We start from the raw sequence: 16,590 nt of genomic DNA, 5'->3' as shown, positions 1-16,590 counted from the left end.
GATGGAGGCCGCTGAGCGCGATCTGCGTTCTGTGGCCTCTTTGTATATCGGGGCCGCATGTGCAGCCCTGCTCTTCGCCGGCTTTGTCGCTCTGGGCACCTGGCAGGTTGAACGCCGGGCATGGAAGCTTGATCTCATAGCCCGTGTTGAACAGCGCGTGCATGCACCAGCAGCCCCTGCCCCAACGCCTGATCAATGGGCGCAGATGAGTGCCAGCACAGATGAGTACCGGCATCTGCGCATCAGCGGCAACTTTCTTCCAGAACACGAAACCCTGGTGCAGGCCACGACCGCACGTGGCGCCGGCTTCTGGGTTCTGGTGCCACTGCGTATGGCTGACGACAGCGTGGTACTGGTCAACCGTGGCTTCGTCCCGCCCGAGGGCCGGGACCGCGCCCTGCGCACATCACCAGAAACCCAGGGCGGGACCACCATTACCGGACTGGTGCGCATGACAGAGCCCGCTGGGGCCTTCCTGCGCCGCAACGATCCAGCCGCTGATCGCTGGTACTCGCGCGATGTGCAAGCCATTGCCCAAGCCCGCGGCCTGACCCGGGTCGCCCCCTACTTTCTGGATGCGGATGCCACAACACAACCAGAGGCCACACTCCCCGGCGTTCCGGTCGGCGGCCTGACGGTCATCAGCTTCCCCAACAGCCACCTGGTCTACGCCATCACCTGGTATGCCCTTGCCCTGATGGTTGCGGGCGCCACGTGGCGCGTTGGGCGTGAGGAGTGGCGTCTACGCAAATGCCGCAGCACGACGCTGGGGACTGACGATGCCAATGCAAAGCGCAAAGTTGCCTCGCAAGATTGACACCAACGGAGCAGGCGCGCAGCCTACCCTTAACGGGGCCGCGCGCCTGGATGATGCGACCGGCCTGAAGAACATGCTGCAGCTGATCCAGCTGCGCTGGATTGCGGTCATCGGGCAGGTTGTCACGATCGAAGTCGCGCACTACGGCTTTGGCATTCGGCTCCCACTCAACAACATGCTGACCTTGCTGGCCTGCCTTGCGGCCTTCAATGTGGCAAGCCAGTTGCGCTACCGCAGTCGACGCGAGGTCACGAATGGCGAGCTGTTCCTGGCACTCCTCGTCGACGTGGGCATGTTGACGGCGCAGCTCTACCTGAGTGGTGGCGCCACGAATCCGTTCACCTTCCTCTACCTGCTGCAAGTCACGCTCGGCGCGGTACTGTTGAAGTCCTGGTCAACCTGGACCATGGTGGCGATCACCGCCGCCTGCCTTGCCGGCCTGGCCCTGTTCGGCAGGCCGCTTGCGCTACCACCCGATCATGACCGCGGCCTGTACAGCCCCTACATCCAGGGCATGCTGATCTGCTTCGCGCTGAATGCTGCCCTGCTGGTAATTTTCATCACCCGCATTGGCCGCAACCTGCGCGAACGCGACGCGCGCCTGGCAGACCTGCGCCAGCGTGCAGCTGAGGAAGAACACATAGTGCGCATGGGCCTGCTGGCCTCCGGCGCCGCACACGAACTAGGCACGCCACTTTCCACGCTGGCCGTGATCCTGGGTGACTGGCGGCATCTGCCGCACTTCAGCTCCGACCCTGAATTGCTGCAAGAAGTCACGGAGATGCAGGCCCAGGTCCAGCGCTGCAAGTCCATCGTGAGCGGCATCCTGCTGTCTGCAGGGGAAGCGCGCGGGGAGTCCTCTGAAGAGACGACGATAGGCACCTTCCTCGACGACTTGGTCGAGGAGTGGCGCGCCACGCGCCCGGTCGTCGCCTTCACCTACGAGAATCGGTTCGGGCACGATCTGCCCATGGTTTCCGACACCGCCCTGCAGCAGATGATCTGCAACGTCCTGGACAATGCACTAGAAGCCTCTCCACGCTGGACGGGCCTGGAAGTCATGCGCAACGCCGACGCCCTGGCATTGATCGTCACGGATTCGGGTCCAGGCTTTGCGCCCGGTATGCTCGCGCAATTTGGCAAGCCCTACCAATCGAGCAAGGGACGGCCTGGCGGTGGCCTGGGCCTGTTCCTGGCGGTCAATGTGGCCCGCACGCTCGGCGGCAGTGTGGCGGCACACAATCGCCCCGAAGGCGGTGCCAGCGTCACCATCACCCTGCCGCTGTCGGCTATCACCCTAGAGGAAGATGAAGGACATGCCAGTTGAGCGCCTGCTGCTGATCGTCGAAGACGATGCGGCGTTCGCCCGCACTCTCGGCCGCTCTTTTGAGCGGCGTGACTACACAGTGGCACTGGCCGCCAGCCTGGAGGAAGTCACCCAACTCCTGCGCGAGCGCTCTCCAGGTTACGCAGTCGTCGACCTCAAGCTGAACGGTGATGCCTCGGGGCTTGCCTGCGTGCAGGCGCTGCACGCGCATGACCCGGACATGCTGATCGTGGTACTGACTGGCTTTGCCAGCATCGCGACGGCGGTGGAGGCCATCAAGCTTGGCGCCTGCCACTATCTGGCCAAGCCATCCAATACAGATGACATCGAGGCGGCCTTTGGCCGATCCACGGGCGATACCGAGGTGGGGCTTACCAACCGCTCCACGTCGATCAAGACGCTGGAGTGGGAGCGCATTCACGAAACGCTGGCGGAAACCGGCTTCAATATTTCCGAGACGGCGCGACGCCTAGGAATGCACCGGCGCACGCTGGCACGAAAGCTGGAAAAGCAGCGCGTCAAGTAACGATTGCGCGCTTCCCACACAGCAGGATTTTCCGCCCATGAGCAAGAGCCAGCAACGAAAAACGGGCTGCAGCTTGTGGCTGCAACCCGTTGATCTATTCGAAGAAATTGGTCGGCGTGGCGGGATTCGAACTCGCGACCCCTTGCACCCCATGCAAGTGCGCTACCAGGCTGCGCTACACGCCGACAAGCCTCATATTATAAGGCGGAATCAATCAGAGACGGCCAGCAACTCTCGAATTTCGAACAATTCCTTGCGCAGGGCCGGAAGGTCATGCAATCCCGACTCTTGAACAAAGTGCGAGGCCTTCAAACCTTGCAAATCCAGCTCCGGCACGGTCCAGGAGGCGAACTCATCTTCAACACCAGGCGGCACCAGCGTCGCCGTCCGCGTACCGCCACGCTCAGCCTGCATCCACTCTTGTAGCTTGCTACGAGCCCCGCTGATCGTGAAGCCCTCGTCATACAACAAGTCCCGTATGCGACGAATCATGAGCACTTCGTGGTGCTGGTAGTAACGTCGATTGCCACGTCGCTTCATGGGACGCAACTGCGCAAACTCCTGCTCCCAGTACCGCAGTACATGCGGCTTCACCTCGCACAGGTCACCGACCTCGCCAATCGTGAAGTAGCGCTTTGCAGGAATGGAAGGGAGCGTCTTGGCCATGGGTTAACAACGAGGCGGGCAATCCGTAAAGGGTACTCCAACTCGTCGCCAGCAGGAAGAACAAGACGTACCCAGTACGGGCTGGTATTCAGCCCTGGATTCGCTCCTTGAGCTTATGGCTCGCATGGAAGGTGACCACACGACGTGCCTGGATGGGAATCGACTCCCCTGTCCGAGGATTACGCCCAGGACGCGGGGCCTTGGTCCGGATCTGGAAGTTGCCAAAGCCCGAGAGCTTCACATCCTCGCCCTCGACCAACTGGGCCGAAACAAGATCGAAGAATGCATCGATCATGTCCTTGGACTCACGCTTGTTCAGTCCGATCTGATCAAACAGGAGTTCGGCCAATTGCGCCTTGGTCAAGGCCGGCATTTCCAGGCTCTCGACAGATAGCATCTTGTCATCGTCCATGCGTCGCTTCTCCTCAGGCACGCAGCCGCGCACCGACCTCGGTAGACAGTGCAGTCAATACGGCTTGAACGGCTGCATCAATGCGCGCCTCATCCAACACCACCTCACCGCCATTGAGGACCAGCCTCAATGCCAGACTCTTCTCGCCCTCAGCCGGCGCGCCAACAGCGACGGACTCCGTCTTTCCCACCTTGGGTCGGTAGATGTCAAAAAGCGTGACGTCGCGCAACACGTCCCCTTGCGCCGCGAACCGCACTGCTGCTTGCACCTGCGCATGCGTCACCGCCTCAGCCACCACCACGGCAATGTCTCGCTCGACATCCTGCTGCTTGGCAACCGGCTGCGGTGTCGGAATCCGGCGCTGCAAGACGGCGGCCAACTCCAATTCGAACAGTACCGGAGCCTGCGAAAATCCGTAGGCCTGCCGCCAGCGAGGATGCAGTTCGCCGACGAACCCAATGGCCTTGCCACCAAGTAACACACGAGCACATCGACCTGGGTGTAACGCCGGGTGCTCGCAGGGCTCGAATACCGGCACAGCCGGCGCCAGCAGCGCCTCGACATCACCCTTCACATCGAAGAAATCTACGGCCGCTTCTGGACGCCCCCATTGCAGCACATTAGCGGCCCCTTGGGCCGCGCCCGCCACGCGCATGGGCTGATCGAAGCCCTGCACGGTGGTGTCGCTGTCGGGAACCGAAGGGTTGCGCAAAAACACCCTGCCGCATTCGAAGACGCGTACGCGCGAGGCCTTGCGGTCCAAATTGAACTTCAGCACCTGCAGCAGGGACCCCAGCAGAGACGAGCGCATGACGCTCATCTGACTCGCAATGGGATTCAGCAGTCGGATCGGCTGGTCATTGCCTGCCAGCTCCCGCTCCCACCGCTCTTCCACAAAGCTGAAATTGATCGTTTCCTGGTAACCGAGCGCGGCCAGCGCGCGCCGCACCGCAAATGGATTGCGTTGAGACTCTGCCCGCAACTGAGGAGTGATCGGTGCAAGCGGTGGCGTGACGGGCAGATTCTCGTAGCCGATCATCCGCGCAATTTCCTCGATCAGATCTTCTTCGAGGGCAATATCGAAACGCCAGGACGGCGGCGTGACCGTCAAAGTCCCGTCACCCTGCGCCGCCACCGGCAAGCCCAGAGCGGTCAGCGCCTCAGCGCATTGTTGCTGGGTCAGCGGCATGCCAATCACCTTGGCGGCACGTGCGGCACGCAGGGTTACCGGTCGCGCAACCGGCATGCTCGGCTGCTGATCAGTGATCGGGCCTGCCTCACCGCCGCAGATCGCCTGCACAAGTGCCGTGATGTGTTCGATGTACTCGACCGTGCGTCCCGGATCCACACCCCGCTCAAAACGGTGACCGGCATCCGTGGAGAAATTGAAGCGGCGCGAGCGCCCCGCCACCGCCCGGGGGTACCAGAACGCGGCTTCGATGTAGATGTTGGTGGTCTCATCTGATACAGCCGTGGCATCACCGCCCATGATCCCGGCCAGAGATTCCACCTGAGCCTCATCAGTGATCACCCCGACTTTTTCATCCAAAGCAACCGTACTGCCATTGAGCAGCTTCAATTGTTCCCCGGAACGAGCCCAGCGTACGGTGAGACCTCCATGCAGCTTGTCGAGATCGAAAATGTGCGAGGGCTGCCCCAACTCGAACATCACATAGTTGGAGATATCGACCAGAGGCGAAACACTGCGCTGACCACAACGCGCCAACCGCTCCACCATCCACGTTGGCGTCGCCGCGCGGGGATTCACTCCACGCACCACGCGCCCCGAAAAACGGCCGCACAGATCGGGGGCATCCACTCGAACCGCCACCTGTTGATCATGTGCCACGGCTACAGCCGGAAACTGCGGAGCCTTTAATGGCGTACCAGTCAACGCAGCGAGCTCGCGCGCAACACCGTACACACTGAGGCAATGCGCCAGATTGGGCGTGAGCTTGAGCGTAAAAAGGGTGTCGTCCAGATTCAGCCAACGGCGAATGTCTGCGCCCACAGGCGCATCCGCGGTCAGTTCCAGCAGCCCCTCATTCGCATCGCTAAGTTGCAGCTCGCTCGCTGAGCACAACATACCGAAGCTCTCCACGCCTCGCAGCTTGCCGACCTTGATCAGAAAAGGCTTGCCATCGTCGCCAGGGGGCAACTCTGCGCCCACCAGAGCGCAGGGCACTTTGATACCTGCGCGTGCATTGGCCGCGCCGCAGACGATGGTCAGCGGCGTGGGTTGCCCCACCCCCACCTGACAGACGCGCAGGCGGTCAGCGTTGGGGTGCTGGATGACCTCGAGGATTTCTCCAACCACAATCTTGTTGAAGGGGGGCGCCACGGGCTGGAGCTCCTCCACTTCGAGGCCCGCCATGGTCAGCGTGTTGGCCAGCGCTTGCGTATCTAGCGGCGGATTACAAAATTCGCGCAGCCAGGATTCCGGAAATTGCATGTTCTCGTTCTCGCTTTTTTGTTCTGATGCGGTCGATCTACTGGAACTGGCGCAAAAAGCGAATGTCGCCGTCAAAGAAAAGACGCAGGTCGTTGACACCGTAGCGCAGCATGGTGAGGCGGTCAGGTCCCATGCCAAAGGCAAAGCCGATGAAGCGCTCGGGATCCAAGCCCATATTGCGGACCACGTTTGGGTGCACTTGACCGGATCCAGCCACCTCTAGCCAACGGCCAGCATTGGGGCCGCTCTGGAACTGGATGTCGACCTCGGCACTAGGCTCAGTGAACGGGAAGAAGCTGGGACGGAAGCGAAGCACCAGATCGTCCGACTCGAAGAAGGTGCGGCAAAAATCGGTGAAAACGACCTTCAGGTCCTTGAAACTCACGTTCTCGCCAACCCAAAGGCCTTCGCACTGGTGAAACATCGGCGAATGAGTGGCATCGCTGTCCACGCGGTAGGTTCGACCAGGCGCAATGACGCGAATCTCGGGCATGGCCTGACCGGCATCGATCAACGCCCGATGGCGCTTGACATGCTGCACCGCATGGCGAATCTGCATCGGACTCGTATGCGTGCGCAGCAGCAGCGGCGCAGCCTCGCTACCGCCTTCGACGTAGAAGGTGTCGTGCATCGAACGCGCCGGATGATCCTCGGGCGTGTTGAGTGCCGTGAAATTGAACCAGTCGGTTTCAATTTCGGGGCCGTCTGCGACGGCAAAACCCATGGAGCCGAAAATGCCCTCGATGCGCTCCAGCGTAAGAGAAACCGGGTGCAAACCGCCCTCGCCTTGACGACGCCCGGGCAGGCTCACGTCCAGTGACTCAGCTTTGAGCTGCCGATCCAGCTCGGCGTCAGCCAGCGCCTGACGGCGGGCGTTGAGCGCAGCCTCAATAGACTGCTTTGCCGCATTGATGACCGCGCCGCGAACCTTCTTCTCCTCAACCGGGAGCGCAGCCATGCCCTTCATCAACTCAGTGATTCGACCCGCTTTTCCCAGAAACTGCGCCTTGGCGTTCTCCAGATCGGCAGGGGTCGCGGCGTCCGCAAAGCTCATTTCTGCAGTGCGAACCAGGGCTTCCAACTCGTTCATAGAATCTCTCGTGAAATGAAAAAGGGCTAGTGCTTGTTGCAAGCCCTAGCCCTTGTTTCTGGTGCACAGCCTACGGCGAAATTCGCCGCAGACTGCCGTCGAACATCAAGCTGCCAGCTTGGCCTTGACTTGTTCCACGATGCTGCCAAAGGCAGCTTTGTCATGCACAGCGAGATCAGCCAGCATCTTGCGGTCGATCTCGATGGATGCCTTCTTCAGGCCGTTGGCGAACTGGCTGTAGGTCAAGCCCAGTTCACGGGCCGCCGCGTTAATACGGGCGATCCACAGCTGACGGAAGACGCGCTTCTTGGTGCGGCGATCACGGTAGGCATATTGCCCAGCCTTCATCACCGCTTGCTTGGCAATGCGGAAGACGTTGCCGCGGCGGCCGCGGAAGCCCTTGGCAAGGGCCAGAACCTTTTTGTGGCGGGCGCGAGCCGTTACACCACGTTTGACGCGAGGCATGTGAGTACTCCTTGTTCGTCTGAATTAAATGCCCATGCCGGGCAGCATCGCGGCCATCGAAACCATGTTGGTTTCGTGAACGGATACCGAACCGCGCAGGTGGCGCTTGTTCTTGGTGGTCTTCTTGGTCAAGATGTGACGCTTGAAGGCTTGACCGCGCTTGACGGTGCCACCGGGACGAACGCGGAAGCGTTTCTTCGCGCTGCTCTTGGTCTTCATTTTGGGCATGTAAATGCTCCTTTTACTTGTGCTCGTGAGGCGCCGCGAAACCTTCGCGGACTTGTTGGCCCCGAGCCACTTTTCGGACAGCGGTTCCCCGCCGTCCTGGTTGGGGATGGTTGCCCTCCCCAAAGCCTCACGCTCGCACGCGAGGCCAATCCTCTTACTCGGCCGATGCCGCTTCTGTAGCGGGCTTGGCCACCACCTTCTTGCGGTTCGGCGCGATCATCATGATCATCTGCCGGCCCTCAAGTTTGGGGAATTGCTCCACGACAATAGAGTCAGTCAACTCTTCGCGAATGCGCTGCAGCAAGGCCATGCCGATTTCCTGGTGCGTGATTTCCCGCCCCCGGAAGCGCAAAGTGATCTTGCATTTGTCGCCTTCAGCCAGAAAGCGACGGATATTGCGCATCTTGATGTTGTAGTCACCATCATCAGTGCCCGGACGGAACTTGATCTCTTTGATCTCGATGACCGTCTGCTTGGCTTTCGCTTCCGCCGCCTTCTTTTGTTCCTGGTACTTGAACTTGCCGTAGTCCATGAGGCGACACACCGGCGGATTCGCCGTAGCAGCGATCTCGACCAAATCGACGTCCAACTCCCCGGCCATGCGCAAGGCATCAGCCAAGCTCACAATCCCCAGGGGCTCGTTCTCAGGACCGGAAAGACGCACTTCCGGGGCCATGATTTCGCGATTCAAACGGTGCTTGCGCTCTTCGCGGTGACGGCGGTCACGAAATTCAGTAGCGATGGCTCAAATCCTTTTCAAGAAACACTACAAAAATTGTAGCAACGACCGTACGGCGGGCGCACAAAAACAACTCTCTCGAGGGCTATCAGTTTTTGAGAGCGATGTCACTTTCGAGATGGCGCTTGAACGCCTCGAGTGACATCACACCGAGGTCTTTGTTGCCCCGGGCGCGCACCGCTACGGCTCCAGCTGCCTTTTCCTTGTCGCCAACGACCAAGATGTAAGGGAGCTTTTGCAACGAATGCTCGCGTATTTTATACGTTATCTTTTCGTTGCGCAGATCCAGCTCCACCCTAAACCCTTGATTTAGCAGAGATTTGGCAATTTCGCGACAGTAGTCCGCTTGCGCGTCGGTGATGTTGAGCACCGCAATCTGCACCGGGGCAAGCCAGGTCGGCATAGCGCCAGCGTGGTGCTCAACAAGCATGCCGATGAAGCGCTCCAGGCTGCCAACGATGGCGCGATGCAGCATGATCGGACGATGACGGGCACCATCTTCGCCAACATACTCCGCCCCCAAACGCTCGGGCATGGATGGATCAACCTGGATGGTGCCGCATTGCCACTGACGCCCGATAGCGTCGCGCAAGGTGTACTCAAGCTTGGGGCCATAGAAGGCCCCATCGCCGGGCGCGATCTGGAAATCGCAACCGGACGCGCGCAGACTGTCTATCAACGCCTGCTCGGCCTTGTCCCAGCTCTCCTCCGAGCCGATCCGCTTCTCCGGACGAGTCGCCACCTTGTAGATGATGTCGGTGAACCCGAAGTCCTTGTAGACACGCTGTAGCAATGCTGTGAAGTCAGCACACTCCTGCTGGATCTGGTCTTCGGTGCAAAAGATGTGACCGTCGTCCTGCGTAAAGGCTCGCACGCGCATGATGCCGTGCAAGCCGCCGGTGGGTTCGTTTCGATGGCACTGCCCGAATTCACCGTAGCGCAGCGGCAGATCACGGTAGCTTTTCACACCTTGATTGAAGATCAGGATGTGGCCAGGACAATTCATGGGCTTGAGTGCGTAGTCGCGCTTCTCGCTCTCGGTCGTGAACATGTTCTCGCGATACTTGTCCCAGTGACCAGTTTTCTCCCACAAGCCCTTGTCCAGAATCTGCGGGCCTTTGACCTCTTGATAGCCGTTGTCCCGATAGACACGACGCATGTACTGCTCCACCTCTTGCCAGATGGTCCAGCCTTTGGGATGCCAGAACACCGTGCCAGGCGAATGCTCATCGATATGGAACAGATCGAGTTCGCGCCCCAAACGCCGGTGGTCGCGCTTTTCCGCCTCCTCGATGCGCTTGACGTAGGCCTCAAGGTCCTTCTTGTCGGCCCAGGCTGTGCCATAGATACGCTGCAACTGCTCGTTCTTGGCATCACCGCGCCAGTAAGCCCCCGACACACGGGTGAGCTTGAAGACTTTCAAAAAACGCGTATTGGGCACGTGCGGGCCACGGCACATGTCGACGTATTCCTGGTGGTAGTACAGGCCCATTGCCTGCTCGTCGGGCATGTCCTCGACCAAGCGCAGCTTGTAGTCTTCGCCACGCGACCGGAACACCTCGATCACCTCGGCGCGAGGCGTCATCTTCTTGACGACGTCATAGTCCTGGGCGATCAGTTCCTTCATACGCTGCTCGATGGCCGCGATGTCTTCTGGCGTGAACGGGCGCTCGTATGAAATGTCGTAGTAGAAGCCCTCCTCGATCACCGGGCCGATCACCATCTTCGCCGTCGGATAGAGCTGCTTGACCGCATGGCCAACCAAGTGGGCCGTCGAGTGGCGGATGATCTCAACGCCTTCCTGATCCCGAGGCGTGATGATCTGCAGCTTTGCATCGTGGTCGATCAGGTCGCTGGCATCTACGAGGACGCCATCCACCTTGCCGGCCACTGTCATCTTGGCCAAGCCAGGACCGATCGAGAGGGCCACATCGGCTACGGATACCGGGCCGGGAAACTGGCGTTGCGAGTTGTCAGGAAGCGTGATCTGAATCATGGTGAATGCAAGAGAAAAACAAAAAAGCGCGGAAGGCCCGCGCTTTTGAGGTTGCAGCAAACGTGCAGGCGCGAACTCTCAGCCGCTAGCGGCCGGTACGGGTCTCCGTCATAGTTCGCGGTGTCATAACCAAATTGCCTTTCTCGCTCTTGCTGATGAAATGTGCGCAAGAGTTTAGCACCCGGGCATGAAAATGCCCGGCACGCAGGCCGGGCACAAGGCCCCAGGGAAGGAGCGGGTCAGTGGAACTGCTCTTCCTCGGTAGAACCAGTCAACGCGGTGACGCTCGACTTGCCGCCCTGGATCGCAGTGGTCACCTCGTCAAAGTATCCGGTTCCGACCTCTTGCTGGTGCGAGACGAAGGTGTAGCCGCGGTCGCGCGCCGCGAACTCGGGCTCCTGCACCTTTTCGACATATGCGGACATACCACGCTGCACATAGTCCTGCGCCAGATCGAACATGTTGAACCACATCGAATGGATGCCCGCCAGGGTGATGAACTGGTACTTGTAGCCCATTGCGCCCAGTTCCCGCTGAAACTTGGCGATGGTCGCGTCGTCCAGGTTCTTTCTCCAATTGAAGGACGGCGAGCAGTTGTAAGCCAGCAGCTTGCCCGGGTGTACCTTGTGCACGGCATCGGCAAACTTCTTGGCAAAGGCCAGATCAGGCGTGCCCGTTTCGCACCACACCAGATCGGCATAGTGGGCATAGGCAATAGCGCGCGAAATAGCCTGGTCAATGCCCTTGCGTGTCTTATAGAAGCCCTCTGCAGTGCGCTCACCGGTCAGGAAGGGCTTATCGTTCTCGTCATGATCACTGGTGATCAGGTCGGCCGCCTCTGCGTCGGTACGGGCAATCACGAGCGTTGGCGTACCACACACGTCTGCCGCCATGCGCGCGGCCACCAGCTTTTGCACAGCATCCTGCGTCGGCACCAGCACCTTCCCCCCCATATGGCCGCACTTCTTGACGGACGCCAGTTGGTCCTCGAAGTGCACCCCGCCAGCACCCGCGCGAATCATGGCCTTCATCAGCTCGAACGCATTGAGCACACCGCCAAAGCCCGCCTCGGCATCAGCCACGATGGGGGCGAAGTAGTCCACATGCCCCTTGTCACCAGGATTGACCCCTTTGGACCACTGGATTTCGTCGGCACGGCGAAAAGTGTTGTTGATGCGTTCAACAACCACCGGAACGGAATCCACCGGGTACAGCGACTGGTCCGGATACATTGACGCATAGCTGTTGTTATCTGCGGCCACTTGCCAGCCGGACAGATAGATCGCTTTGATGCCCGCCTTGACCTGCTGCATAGCCTGCCCCCCCGTGAGCGCCCCCAGGCAATTGACGTAGGGCTCGCTATGCACGAGATCCCACAATTTCTCAGCGCCACGACGGGCCAGGGTGTGCTCAATGGGAAACGAGCCACGCAGGCGGACAACATCGGCAGCGCTGTAGCCTCGCTTGATCCCTTTCCAGCGAGGATCGCTGCCCCATTCCTTTTCGAGCGCAGAGATTTGCTGTTCACGGCTCAGTTGTTCAGTGATGGCTTGCGGCATGTTGACACTCCAGGGTTGATGAAACGACGGATTGGATGCAGGACCTGCAGCCGATTCCCTGGAGACAACTTTAAGTCTTATAAAAGACAAAAAATTGTCTTATGTCTTATACAAGATTTATTATTTTCCTCAATAAAATCAATGATCTATAAATTCAATTTCTCAATAAGAAATTGAATTTCTCATATCAAGAAAATTTAGTGCGCCGCAACATTTCAAAATTTCACGATGCAGAAACGAAGTGAGCGCCATGAAATTACGGGGCATCGGGGCCAGCAACAACCTGCCCCGTGACCGCCGAACCAGGACACAGGTACGTCTCGCGCAAACACAAAGCCACAAGAAAGCCCCACCCTCTACCCAAGGGTGAAAAAGTGCGTTTTCGCTTGGAAACCCGTTTTTTCTCCAGTAGCATGCGCACAGCCAGCGGAGAGGCCGCTTTCTTGCTGGCCATAGGACAAAACCAACTTCCAGATAAGGAAAAGATCATGGCAACTGCAAAGAAAGCACCTGCGAAGGCTCCGGCCGAGAAGGTGACACCGGCAAAGAAGGCGCCCGCTGCGAAGCGCACGCCCAACGCCGCATTCATGAAGGCCCTGACGCCCAGCCCTGCGCTGGCTGCCGTGGTCGGCACGGCTCCACTGCCGCGCACCGAAATCGTCAGCAAGCTCTGGATCTACATCAAGAAGCATGACCTGCAAGACAAGGCTAACAAGCGCAACATCAATGCCGATGCCAAGCTCAAGCTGATCTTCGGCAAGGACCAGGTCTCGATGTTCGAGCTGGCTGCGCTCATTGGGAAGCATGTAAGCTGATCCGCAGCGCTACAAGCAAAAGGCCGGCTCTTGCCGGCCTTTTGCTTGTAGCCGAAGAAAGCGGCCATGGACTCCGCCCCAAATGCATTGCCATGGCAACCGTCTGGCATCACAAAATCCTTGCGCGCAGCAGGCTATCGCCCCGCCCTCTATTAATGCGACGAATTCGCATTTATACTTGGCGCACCCATCCACCTGCCCGCCATTTGCCTTGCCATGATTGTCTGCGTATGCCATCGGGTTTCAGACCGCGAAATTGCCCGCCACGTGCGAGCGGGGCTGAGCTTTGACGACATCCAGTTCGAATTGGGCGTAGCCACGCAGTGCGGCCAATGCGAAAACTGCGCACGCGATGTCGTCGCGCAGTGCAGTGCCTCGCATCCGGTCGCTGCATTGCAACGCGATCTGGGGCCTCATGTCATCCAGCTCTCGCCCGCCATCACGGACAGTCAGGCATGGAACTGCTCTCGGTCCTCGGCGGTAGCCTGATCCTGGTGGCAGGCTCGGCGTGGTGGATATTCCGTAAATAAAACTCCCTGCGCGTGACCGTTTCTGCGGATCGCGCCGCCGACATGACAGTTTCACAACGCTACGTTCCTGCACCACGTATCAGCAGGAATGCCGCCATCGTTGGCGGCGTCGTTCTCTTTCACGTGGCTGTGCTCTGGGCCATCCAGTCGGGCTTGGTGCAGCGCGCCATTGAAGTGATAGTTCCCGCTGAGATCATCAGCGAGATCATCACCCCGCCAGAGCCTCAGATTCCGCCTGCGCCGCCGCCACCAACGCCGAAGCCACCGCCGACTCCCGCTCCGCCGATCAAGAAGGCCCCGCCACCGCCGCCCGCGCCGCGCCCGGTTGCTATTGCCGATCCAACCCCGTCGCCCAATGCCCCGGCTGGTGTGACCACGCCACAGCCGCCAGCACCACCGATCGAGGCTCCAGCCACACCACCCTCACCTCCCCCTGCTCCGCCAGCGCCTCCGGCGCCGCCCCAGATCGTCCTGCCGTCGAGCGACGCCGACTATCTGCAAAACCCAAAGCCTGCCTATCCGCCCATCAGCAAGCGGCTGGGAGAGCAGGGGAAGGTGGAGATCCGCGTTTTGATCAATGCGCAGGGCCAGCCCGAACGCGCGGAAATTTCCAAGTCCAGCGGTTACGAGCGGCTGGACAAGCAAGCCTATGACACGGTCTTGAAGTGGCGCTTTACGCCTGGCAAGCGCAACGGCGTGGCAGAAGCCATGTGGTTCAAGGTTCCGATCAACTTCGTTCTCGAATAATTTCTCTGGAGTATTTATGGATTCGCAATTCGGCCTTGCCAACGTCTGGACTCAGGGCGACTTTGTCATCAAGGCAGTCGCAGTGCTGCTGCTGGGCATGTCGCTCGCATCCTGGGTGGTCATACTGATAAAGGCACTGGATGTCGTGCGCTACAAGAAATTTGCCCGCAATGCCGAAGACTTCTGGCATAGCGAGGACTTCGCCGCCGGCCTGACCAAACTGGGCGCCGATGCGGCCAACCCGTTCCGGCAACTGGCAGTGGAAGGCCGCGAGGCCACGGCCCACCACCGCAACACCAAGGCACACCTGCACGACAGCCTGGACGTGAGCGACTGGGTCACGCGCACGCTGCGCAACGGCATCGACGAAGTGACCGCACGGCTGCAATCCGGGCTGGCCATTCTTGCGTCGGTCGGCTCCACTGCACCATTCATTGGACTCTTCGGCACGGTGTGGGGCATCTACCATGCACTGATGAGCATCGGCACCTCTGGCCAGGCCAGCATCGACAAGGTGGCGGGCCCGATCGGCGAGGCGCTGATCATGACGGCACTGGGCTTGGCCGTTGCCATCCCCGCTGTGCTGGGCTACAACACCCTGGTCCGCGGCAACAAGTCAGTGCTGAGCAAGCTCAACAGCTTCGCCCATGACCTGCACGCTTACTTCGTGACCGGCGCCCGCGTCAACATGAGCGGCTCGGCGACAGTGCTGCCGCTCAAGAAGGGGGCCTGAGATGGCCTTCGGAACGCAGGACGACTCTGACGAGGTGATGAACGAGATCAACATGACGCCCCTCGTGGACGTCATGCTGGTGCTGCTCATCATCTTCATCATCACCGTCCCGGTGATGAAGGATGCCGTCCAGATCGACCTCCCACGCGCCTCGAGCCAGCCCGAGGACGTCAAGCCCGAGACGATACGCCTGAGCGTAGCGGCCGACGGCAGCTACTTCTGGAACGACAGTCGCATCGATGATGCGGACCTCGCGCCGCGGCTGGAAGCCGAAGGCCACAAGACGCCGCAGCCCGAACTGCATATCCGCGGCGACAAGGACGTGCGCTACGAACGTGTTGCCCAGGCCATGTCTGCGGCGCAACAGGCTGGCGTGAAGAAGATCGGCTTCATCACCGAACCGAAGAAGTGACGGTGCGCGCCGGCACGCCGCAGCGCGGCCGGTAGCGCGAAGATACAGAAATACCTGAATTCCTTGCTTGACGCATTTTTGAGAATGGTTATCATTAACCAATCGCGAATTCGCAAAGGAACTCCTCCATGCACGCAAGTACCTCCTCTCAGGCCGCTCTGATGTCCACGCAACAGGTCTATGCCGAGATGTCTCGGACCAGCCTGAACTCTTCCGTCGAGCAGGCGGCCGTGGAAAGTGCAGCGCTGCTACGCGGCCGCAAGGCGGTAGAGATCAGCCACAACGGCTCCATCTACCGCCTGCAAGCCACACGGCTGGGCAAGCTGATCCTGACCAAATAAGTTTCATCGTGGGGCGACTCAAAAGACTTTCACAAGTCTCCAAGGGTCGTTTTTGCTAGCCAACGGTTCGCCGTCCAGCCACGCATTTTTTCCCGCCACCATCGCAAAAAAGCCGACCAACAGGTCGGCTTTTTCATGCTCGCCGCATCCATCTCGCGGCGAAACGCTTACAGGCCCAGGGCGGCAATGCCTGCCTTGCCGATCTGCACATCCTCACTGGACTTCACGCCGCTGACGCCGATGGCACCAATGCACTCGCCATCTTTCAAGATGGGCACGCCGCCTTCCAGCAAGCCCTTGAGGTCAGGCGCCGACAGGAAGGACACCCGACCGCCGTTGACCATGTCCTCATAGCTCTTGCTTTCGCGCCGGCCGACTGCCGCCGTATGCGCCTTGGCCGGAGCGATATGGGCAGAGATGGGGGCCGCGCCGTCGAGCCGCTGCAGCCACAGCAGGTGCCCACCGTCGTCGACGATGGCAATGCTCACCGCCCACTTGTTGCGCAGCGCCTCAGCCTCTGCTGCTGCGGCGATCTTCTTGATGTCGGCGAGTTCGAGTGTGGATTTGGTCTTCATGGAAATAGCCCTCTGGAAGGAAAAAAGCGTGCCAGCATAACCGCGCAATCTGCCGCGCGGGCCTGACAATTCCGCAAAGGTATCCTTACAAAAAGTAGGAAGAAAGCCGGAAGGTCTTTCGGCACAGGCGCGCGGCGGCCTCCGCCTAGAATGGCAAAGC

The 16,590-nt window shown here is 59.9% G+C and carries 19 protein-coding genes and 1 tRNA gene; 9 read left to right on the top strand and 11 right to left on the bottom strand.

Going from position 1 to position 16,590, the window contains the following annotated elements; translation table 11 throughout:
• Position 1: 1 nt before the first annotated feature.
• From AAFF27_11180 to AAFF27_11170, 3 genes are read left to right on the top strand one after another with little or no spacing between them, the layout of a single operon-like run.
• Positions 2–817, top strand: coding sequence for an SURF1 family protein (locus tag AAFF27_11180; protein XAH26213.1), 816 nt, complete (start codon positions 2–4; stop codon positions 815–817).
• Complete coding sequence (locus AAFF27_11175; GenBank protein XAH25711.1) at positions 780–2,144, top strand: ATP-binding protein; 1,365 nt, start codon at positions 780–782, stop codon at positions 2,142–2,144. The genes AAFF27_11180 and AAFF27_11175 overlap by 38 nt, the downstream gene beginning before the upstream one ends.
• Positions 2,134–2,670, top strand: coding sequence for a response regulator transcription factor (locus AAFF27_11170; protein ID XAH26212.1), 537 nt, complete (start codon positions 2,134–2,136; stop codon positions 2,668–2,670). The genes AAFF27_11175 and AAFF27_11170 overlap by 11 nt, the downstream gene beginning before the upstream one ends.
• Before the next feature lie 108 nt (positions 2,671–2,778).
• On the opposite strand, the gene AAFF27_11165 is transcribed toward AAFF27_11170, so the two are convergent.
• The 10 genes from AAFF27_11165 to aceA form a co-directional block, all read right to left on the bottom strand.
• A tRNA-Pro gene (locus AAFF27_11165) sits at positions 2,779–2,855 on the bottom strand.
• 25 nt (positions 2,856–2,880) lie between these two features.
• Positions 2,881–3,336, bottom strand: a complete 456-nt coding sequence (locus AAFF27_11160; protein ID XAH25710.1) for a MerR family transcriptional regulator — start codon at positions 3,334–3,336, stop codon at positions 2,881–2,883.
• An 88-nt stretch (positions 3,337–3,424) separates the two neighbouring features.
• Complete coding sequence (locus AAFF27_11155; GenBank protein XAH25709.1) at positions 3,425–3,748, bottom strand: integration host factor subunit alpha; 324 nt, start codon at positions 3,746–3,748, stop codon at positions 3,425–3,427.
• A 13-nt stretch (positions 3,749–3,761) separates the two neighbouring features.
• Positions 3,762–6,200, bottom strand: a complete 2,439-nt coding sequence (pheT, locus tag AAFF27_11150; GenBank protein XAH25708.1) for a phenylalanine--tRNA ligase subunit beta — start codon at positions 6,198–6,200, stop codon at positions 3,762–3,764.
• Positions 6,201–6,237: 37 nt separating this feature from the next.
• Complete coding sequence (gene pheS, locus AAFF27_11145) at positions 6,238–7,290, bottom strand: phenylalanine--tRNA ligase subunit alpha (protein ID XAH25707.1); 1,053 nt, start codon at positions 7,288–7,290, stop codon at positions 6,238–6,240.
• 105 nt (positions 7,291–7,395) lie between these two features.
• A complete protein-coding gene (gene rplT, locus AAFF27_11140) occupies positions 7,396–7,755 on the bottom strand; it encodes a 50S ribosomal protein L20 (GenBank protein ID XAH25706.1) in 360 nt (119 codons plus the stop codon).
• Between the two features lie 24 nt (positions 7,756–7,779).
• Positions 7,780–7,983 (bottom strand): 50S ribosomal protein L35, encoded by a 204-nt coding sequence (gene rpmI, locus AAFF27_11135; GenBank protein ID XAH25705.1) that lies wholly within the window; start codon positions 7,981–7,983, stop codon positions 7,780–7,782.
• 154 nt (positions 7,984–8,137) lie between these two features.
• The gene (infC, locus tag AAFF27_11130) at positions 8,138–8,725 is read right to left on the bottom strand and encodes a translation initiation factor IF-3 (protein ID XAH26211.1); all 588 of its coding nucleotides are present in this window, start codon (positions 8,723–8,725) and stop codon (positions 8,138–8,140) included.
• 85 nt (positions 8,726–8,810) lie between these two features.
• Positions 8,811–10,718, bottom strand: a complete 1,908-nt coding sequence (gene thrS / locus AAFF27_11125; GenBank protein ID XAH25704.1) for a threonine--tRNA ligase — start codon at positions 10,716–10,718, stop codon at positions 8,811–8,813.
• 239 nt (positions 10,719–10,957) lie between these two features.
• Positions 10,958–12,277, bottom strand: coding sequence for an isocitrate lyase (gene aceA, locus AAFF27_11120; protein ID XAH25703.1), 1,320 nt, complete (start codon positions 12,275–12,277; stop codon positions 10,958–10,960).
• Between the two features lie 488 nt (positions 12,278–12,765).
• Between aceA and AAFF27_11115 the strand changes: the two genes are divergently transcribed.
• From AAFF27_11115 to AAFF27_11090, 6 genes are all read left to right on the top strand, one after another.
• On the top strand, positions 12,766–13,092 hold the full coding sequence (locus AAFF27_11115) for an SWIB/MDM2 domain-containing protein (protein XAH26210.1): 327 nt from the start codon (positions 12,766–12,768) through the stop codon (positions 13,090–13,092).
• Positions 13,093–13,308: 216 nt separating this feature from the next.
• Positions 13,309–13,581, top strand: coding sequence for a (2Fe-2S)-binding protein (locus tag AAFF27_11110; GenBank protein ID XAH25702.1), 273 nt, complete (start codon positions 13,309–13,311; stop codon positions 13,579–13,581).
• An 83-nt stretch (positions 13,582–13,664) separates the two neighbouring features.
• Positions 13,665–14,369 (top strand): energy transducer TonB, encoded by a 705-nt coding sequence (locus AAFF27_11105; GenBank protein XAH26209.1) that lies wholly within the window; start codon positions 13,665–13,667, stop codon positions 14,367–14,369.
• Between the two features lie 16 nt (positions 14,370–14,385).
• The gene (locus AAFF27_11100) at positions 14,386–15,102 is read left to right on the top strand and encodes a MotA/TolQ/ExbB proton channel family protein (GenBank protein ID XAH25701.1); all 717 of its coding nucleotides are present in this window, start codon (positions 14,386–14,388) and stop codon (positions 15,100–15,102) included.
• A gap of 1 nt (position 15,103) precedes the next feature.
• On the top strand, positions 15,104–15,514 hold the full coding sequence (locus AAFF27_11095) for a biopolymer transporter ExbD (GenBank protein XAH25700.1): 411 nt from the start codon (positions 15,104–15,106) through the stop codon (positions 15,512–15,514).
• A 188-nt stretch (positions 15,515–15,702) separates the two neighbouring features.
• Complete coding sequence (locus tag AAFF27_11090; GenBank protein XAH26208.1) at positions 15,703–15,855, top strand: hemin uptake protein HemP; 153 nt, start codon at positions 15,703–15,705, stop codon at positions 15,853–15,855.
• Between the two features lie 167 nt (positions 15,856–16,022).
• Here AAFF27_11090 and AAFF27_11085 read toward each other — a convergent pair whose 3' ends face one another.
• A complete protein-coding gene (locus tag AAFF27_11085) occupies positions 16,023–16,430 on the bottom strand; it encodes a heme-binding protein (protein XAH25699.1) in 408 nt (135 codons plus the stop codon).
• Positions 16,431–16,590 lie beyond the last annotated feature (160 nt).

This window comes from Xylophilus sp. GW821-FHT01B05, from assembly GCA_038961845.1.
Lineage (GTDB): Bacteria > Pseudomonadota > Gammaproteobacteria > Burkholderiales > Burkholderiaceae_C > Xylophilus.
This window is presented reverse-complemented; position numbering and strand designations above follow the sequence as displayed.

What these genes read in the sequence shown, in the direction of transcription:
- AAFF27_11095 (XAH25700.1), top strand. Translation starts at nt 15,104, where the DNA reads ATGGCCTTCGGAACGCAGGACGACTCTGACGAGGTGATGAACGAGATC.
- AAFF27_11090 (XAH26208.1), top strand. Translation starts at nt 15,703, where the DNA reads ATGTCTCGGACCAGCCTGAACTCTTCCGTCGAGCAGGCGGCCGTGGAA.
- rpmI (XAH25705.1), bottom strand. Translation starts at nt 7,983, where the DNA reads ATGCCCAAAATGAAGACCAAGAGCAGCGCGAAGAAACGCTTCCGCGTT.
- AAFF27_11175 (XAH25711.1), top strand. Translation starts at nt 780, where the DNA reads ATGCCAATGCAAAGCGCAAAGTTGCCTCGCAAGATTGACACCAACGGA.
- AAFF27_11105 (XAH26209.1), top strand. Translation starts at nt 13,665, where the DNA reads ATGACAGTTTCACAACGCTACGTTCCTGCACCACGTATCAGCAGGAAT.
- AAFF27_11085 (XAH25699.1), bottom strand. Translation starts at nt 16,430, where the DNA reads ATGAAGACCAAATCCACACTCGAACTCGCCGACATCAAGAAGATCGCC.
- pheS (XAH25707.1), bottom strand. Translation starts at nt 7,290, where the DNA reads ATGAACGAGTTGGAAGCCCTGGTTCGCACTGCAGAAATGAGCTTTGCG.
- AAFF27_11170 (XAH26212.1), top strand. Translation starts at nt 2,134, where the DNA reads ATGCCAGTTGAGCGCCTGCTGCTGATCGTCGAAGACGATGCGGCGTTC.
- pheT (XAH25708.1), bottom strand. Translation starts at nt 6,200, where the DNA reads ATGCAATTTCCGGAATCCTGGCTGCGCGAATTTTGTAATCCGCCGCTA.
- AAFF27_11155 (XAH25709.1), bottom strand. Translation starts at nt 3,748, where the DNA reads ATGGACGATGACAAGATGCTATCTGTCGAGAGCCTGGAAATGCCGGCC.
- aceA (XAH25703.1), bottom strand. Translation starts at nt 12,277, where the DNA reads ATGCCGCAAGCCATCACTGAACAACTGAGCCGTGAACAGCAAATCTCT.
- thrS (XAH25704.1), bottom strand. Translation starts at nt 10,718, where the DNA reads ATGATTCAGATCACGCTTCCTGACAACTCGCAACGCCAGTTTCCCGGC.
- AAFF27_11160 (XAH25710.1), bottom strand. Translation starts at nt 3,336, where the DNA reads ATGGCCAAGACGCTCCCTTCCATTCCTGCAAAGCGCTACTTCACGATT.
- rplT (XAH25706.1), bottom strand. Translation starts at nt 7,755, where the DNA reads ATGCCTCGCGTCAAACGTGGTGTAACGGCTCGCGCCCGCCACAAAAAG.
- AAFF27_11180 (XAH26213.1), top strand. Translation starts at nt 2, where the DNA reads ATGGAGGCCGCTGAGCGCGATCTGCGTTCTGTGGCCTCTTTGTATATC.
- AAFF27_11110 (XAH25702.1), top strand. Translation starts at nt 13,309, where the DNA reads ATGATTGTCTGCGTATGCCATCGGGTTTCAGACCGCGAAATTGCCCGC.
- AAFF27_11115 (XAH26210.1), top strand. Translation starts at nt 12,766, where the DNA reads ATGGCAACTGCAAAGAAAGCACCTGCGAAGGCTCCGGCCGAGAAGGTG.
- AAFF27_11100 (XAH25701.1), top strand. Translation starts at nt 14,386, where the DNA reads ATGGATTCGCAATTCGGCCTTGCCAACGTCTGGACTCAGGGCGACTTT.